2 protein-coding genes are annotated in these 5,741 nt (G+C 65.1%); both read left to right on the top strand.

Translation table 11 applies throughout. The features are described from left to right. The first annotated feature begins 49 nt into the window (after positions 1-49). Complete coding sequence (locus ACYVDE_RS13170) at positions 50-5,509, top strand: hypothetical protein (protein WP_460502004.1); 5,460 nt, start codon at positions 50-52, stop codon at positions 5,507-5,509. A 141-nt stretch (positions 5,510-5,650) separates the two neighbouring features. Further along, positions 5,651-5,741: FAD-binding protein (locus ACYVDE_RS13165; RefSeq protein ID WP_460502005.1), on the top strand; the 91-nt coding region annotated here is incomplete at its 3' end.

The raw sequence follows: 5,741 nt of genomic DNA, 5'->3' as shown, positions 1-5,741 counted from the left end.
GCCCGGCGCGGGCTTTGCCAGCAGCGGTGCGGCCGGCGGCGGCCTGGTTATGGTGCGCGTGGGCTCGATAACCGGCGTGGGCAGCATTCTGGCCAACGGGGCCGATGCCAACAACACGGTACTGAACGATGGCAGCGGCGGCGGTGGCGCCGGTGGCTCCATCCTCGTGACGGCGACCAACAGCCAGGCTGGTCTGGCCAACCTTACCCTGACGGCTAACGGCGGCACGGGTGGTACTAACACGGGCGGCGGCGCGCTGCACGGTCCGGGCGGCGGCGGCGGCGGCGGTATTATCCTGACCACTGGTCCGGTAGCGGCGGCTTCGATGGCCAATGGCGCAGCCAACGGCACGACAACGGCCAGCAATGATGCTTATGGTGCCGAAGCCGGCGTGACCGGTGTGGCCAACCCGAGCATCAGCAACAGCATTGCCAACAGCGTAACGGGTTCGAGCTGCATCGCCGATGTAGCCACCACCATCACCGGTCCGGTGAACGCAAACGCTGCTTCAACGGTGACGCTGAACGTGAACTACAGCAACATTGGGACGCAGACGGCCACCGGCCTCGTCCGCACGGTGTCTTTCCCAGCCAATACGCTGACGGCGGCTCCTACCGTAACGGCTAACTCGGCGGGTACCACCAGCGCTATTTCGGGTTCGGCTGCTGCGGGCTATACGGTAACGTTCACGTCGACTCCCAACTCGTTCGCCGCCGGTGCCACGAGCACCGCGACCATCACCTACACGGCTCCGGCTACGGGTTCGGTGACGGCTACTTCCACCGTGTCGACGACGACCAGTGAAGGTGGTCTGACTGCTAATAATACCTCGGCTGTAACGACCTACGTTGGCCTGGTCGCTGATGTGACCACGGCGCTCACGGGCCCGGCTCTGGTAACGCCTGGCCAGCCCACGGGCAACTACACGGCAACCTTTACCAACGAAGGCCCCTCGACGGCCGCCACGGTTACCCGCAAGGTGACGCTGCCCGCCGGCGCAACCAACGTATTCGTTAACGGCGTGTCTTACACTGCCACCGGCGGGGTAATTGACTTCGACAACGGGGTGCCGCTCGCTACGCTCGCCAGTGGCGCCAGCAACTCGTTCACGTTCAGCTTCACGCCGGCCAGCGGTGCAACCGGCAGCCAGAACATCACCAGCAACGTGACCACGGCTACTTCGCAGGGCCCCGACCGGGCTCCGAATGCTGCCACGCTGGCCGTGAATGTGGCGCCCACGGCTAACGTTTCGGCGGCCATCACGGCTACGACCACTTCGGTGGTGGCCGGTACGCTGGCTTCGGCTGGCACGGCGGCTACTTTCACGGCTACCTTCAACAACAGCGGCCCCGCCACGGCGGCCGGTGTGGTGGCTACGGTGCAGCTGCCGGCGGGCCTCACCAACGTGAGCGCTACGAATGGCGGCGTGTATGACCCGGCCACTGGCCTGATTACCTACGCTGGCCTGACTTCGATTGCCAACGGTACGCCGACCACCTCGGTCATCAAGTTTGATGCTCCGGCCACTGGCCCGGTAGTGGCCACGGCCGCCGTATCGACCACGACCAGCGAACTGGGCCAGACGGCCAACAACCAAGCCACGGCTGCCATCGCCGTGACGACGGGCTTCGACCTGACCACCACCCTTACCGGCCCTGCCTCGGCAGTGGTGGGCGACCTGGTGACGCTGGCCGTGACGACGACAAACAACGGCCCCGGCGTCGCTGCCAACGCTATTCAGACGTTGCAGCTGGCATCCGGCCTGACCAATGTGTACGTGAGCAACGGCGGGGTATACAACCCGTCGACGCTGACGCAGACCATTGTATCGAATGGGGTTAGCTACTCGGTGCCGGGTGGTGGTGTGGTGTTCCCAACGGTGCCCAGCCTGCCCGCCGGGCAGACGGTGCCCAACTCGGTGAGCTACACGCAGCCGGCTACGGCCTTCGCGCCCTCGGCGCTGGTTACGCCGAACACGACCGGCGCCGGCGACAGCAATACCGGCAACAACACGGCTTACCTGAACGGTGCCGCTGCCTCGACCACGCTGACCAATGCTACCTCGGCCGGTGGTATTGCCAACGCTTACACCCGCATCAGCTCGTCGGTAGCCAGCACTTCGGTGGGCGGTGCCGTTACGCTGACGGTAGTGACCGGCAACAACGGCCCGGCCCAGGCTACGGGCGTTACCCAGCGGGTACAGATTCTGCCCGGCTTTACGGCCGCCGACCTGCAGGTGAACGGCGCTTCGGGTACGCTGAACACGACTACCAACCTGATTGAGTTTGGCTCGAGCAGCCTGACCTACAACCCGGTAACCGGTGTTGTGACCTTCCCGACGCTTACCAACGGCACGGCTGGCAGCACCAGCGGTACCAGCGTAAGCAACACGATTACCTTCAACGCCCCGGCTACGGTGGGTAGCAATGGCCAGCTGCTGGCCATGGCCGCCGTGAGCACGACCAACACCGACCCCGTGCCGGCCGACAACGTGTCGTCGGTAGCCGTGACGCTGCTGCAGCGCACCGACCTGGCTACCACCATTGTGGGCCCGAGCACCGCGACGGCAGGCCAGACGGTACAGTACACCGCAACCTTCAGCAACAATGGTCCGATGGACGCCACGGGAGTAGCCGCCACGGCGCAGCTTCCTGCCGGCCTGGGTGCTGTAACCGTGACCGACGGTGCCGGCAATGCCGTAACCGCTACCTACAACGCCACCACGGGCCAGCTCACCCTGCCGGCTACGGCTACGCAAGCGGCTGGTTCGACGCAGGTGTTCCGCATCTCGTTTGCCGCCACCAACTCGAACCTGACCGTGAGCAGCAGCGTGCGCTCGACCAGCACCGATGTGGTGGCTGCCAACAACAGCGCCAGCACCACGACCAGCATTGCCGGGGCCGCCGACCTGGCCACCACGGTGAGTGGCCCGGCCACGGCCACCGTAGGCAACCCCGTTACCTACACTGTGCTGACAAACAACCTGGGCACCACACCGGCAGCCAACGCAGTATCCACGCTGCAGCTGGCAACGGGCTTCACGCCCGCCACGCTGCAAGTGAATGGCCAGACGGGTACGCCGGTGGGTGGCGACGTCAACTTCGCCGATGGCTCGTTCTACGATGCGTCGACGGGTATCATCACCTTCCCGAGCATTGCCAGCTTCGCGGTTGGGGCCAGCACGGCCAACTACGTGACCTTCCTGATGCCCAGCAACCCCACCAACGGGGCCAACAACGGGCAGATTGCCGGTACGTCGACGGTTACGTCGGACGCCTCCGACCCGGTGGTGAAGAACAACAGCTCGGGCATTGCAACCAGCATTTCGCCCGTTACCTCGGCCACGGCCGACCTGACGGCCAACGTAACGGCCTCGGCTACCTCGGTGGCCGCTGGGGGCAACGTGACCTTCACCGCAACCTATGGCAACGCTGCGGGCAGTGCGACCGCGGGTATCAATGTGCGCCCCACGCTGCAATTACAGCCCGGCCTGGCATTGACCGACATTCAGGTAGCCGGCCAGACCGGTACGCTGAACAACGGCATCATTACCTTCAGCACAAGCGGTGCCACCTACAACCAGACGACGGGCGTCGTGACTTTCCCGACGATTGCCAGCCAGGCTGCGGGCAACAGCGTAGCGTACGCGGTGAAAGTGAACGTACCCACCTCCGGGCCGCTCACGGCCGTGGCCACGACGACTTCGGACACGAGCGAGCCCAACACGGTAGCGGCCCAATCGAACAACACGTTCTCGGTACCCGTCACCATCACCCCGACGTTTGATGTGGTGACGGCGCTGGCCGGCCCGGCTTCGGCCGTGGTGGGCAGCAGCCAGACCTACAGCGTGACGACGACTAACAACGGCCCGTCGCCCACCGGCAGCGCCACCACGCAAACCGTGACGGTACCGGCCGGCCAGACGCCGACCAACATCACCAACGGTGGTGTGTACTCGAACACGAACAACACGATTACCTGGACCATTCCGGCCGGCCAGGCCGCCGGCGCCGGCGGGGCCGTGGCCAACAGCTTCACCATTACGCAGCCGGCCGGCGGCGCTTCGCTGACGGCTACGGTGAGCAACCCGACCGAGAGCAACACCGGCAACGACGTGGCTTACCTCAACGGTGCTGCTGCGCCCACGGCAACCACTGTGGCCAACCAGCCCCCGCTGGCCTACGCCGTGGTGAACTCCTACCAGAGCGCCACCGGCAGCACCAACAACCCGATGGGCAACACCGTGGCCAACAACCCGGCTACGCCCAATGGCCTGCTCATCTCGCCGCTGGTAGCCACCGACCCCGAGAATGCTCTGAGCACTACCGTACCGTATACCATCACCAGCCTGCCCACGGCAGCCCAGGGTGTGCTGTACTACGACAACGGTGGTACCTATGCCGCGGTGACAGTGAACAAAACGCTGACGGCTGCCCAGGCTGCTACGCTGCGCTTCCTGCCCAACACGAGCTTCACGGGCAATGCCTCGTTCACGTACCTGAGCACCGACGCCGCGGGCGCCCAGTCGCCGGTGGTGAACTACACCATCCCGGTAGCGACCGACCAGTCGACGACCTATTCGACCTACAACGGCAGCAAAGGCCTGGCCACGAACAAGTACCTGACCGGCGACATTCTGGCTCAGACCATTGACCCGAACACGGCCCAGTACAACAGCGCCGGCCTCATCTACAACGCCACCACCGGCGTGCTGCAGAGCGGTGCTGCCAACGGCCTGCCCACCACCGGCACCAACGCTGTGCTCGTATCGGGCACGCTGCCGACGGGCGTGAGCCTCGACCCGGCTACCGGCCGCATCTACGTGAGCGATGCTTCGCTGCTGCCGCAGCGCCGCACCGCCCAGAGCTTCACCGTGAGCATCCGTACCACCGACATCAACGGGGGTACCAACACGGTGCCGGTGACCTTCACCATCGGTGCCTACCCGCTGCCGGTTGAGTTGACGGCTTTCACGGCCACCGCCAAGAACCTGGATGCCCTGCTGGCCTGGAACACGGCTTCGGAGAAGAACAGCGACCACTTCGACGTGGAGCGCAGCCTGAACGGAACCGACTTCGTGAAGATTGACGAAGTGAAAGGCCAGGGCACGAGCACTGCTTCGACCGACTACGCCCGCACCGATGCCGGCATCGGCGCCAAAGCCGAGGGCCTGGTGTACTACCGCCTGAAGCAGGTAGATGCCGACGGCACCAGCAGCTACTCGCCCGTGCGCAGCGTGCGCTTCGGCAAAGTAGTGCCCGCCATCAGCCTGTTCCCGAACCCGGCTGCCAGCGCCACCACCCTCGACCTGATGGCCCTGCCCGCCGGTTCGTACCAAGTGAGCGTGCTGGATGCTGCCGGCCGCATCGTGCTGCACACCACCCTGGACGCGGGCCTGACCCACGCCCTGCAGCTGAACACCATTGCCAGCGGCAGCTACACGCTGCTGGTACGCGGCACCAACGCCGGCCAGGTAATCAACCTGACCAAGCGCCTCGTGAAGGAATAGCCTGTCGGCTTTCCGCCAATGCTCAAAAGGCCCTTCCCAGTCGGGAAGGGCCTTTTTTATTACCCTTAGACCAAGTTGCGCGCAACCCCAACCCGGTTTAGCGGGTTTAGCCAGCCACTACGTTCCTTTTTGGCCTGAGCGATGGATTTTGATTACGATGTATTGGTGATTGGCGCGGGCAGCGCCGGGCTGTCGGCGGCCCTCACGCTGGGGCGCTGCCTGCGCCGCGTGC

Source organism: Hymenobacter agri (genome assembly GCF_054778495.1).
The sequence above is the reverse complement of the archived record's forward strand: the minus strand, read 5'-3'. Positions and strand labels throughout refer to the sequence as shown.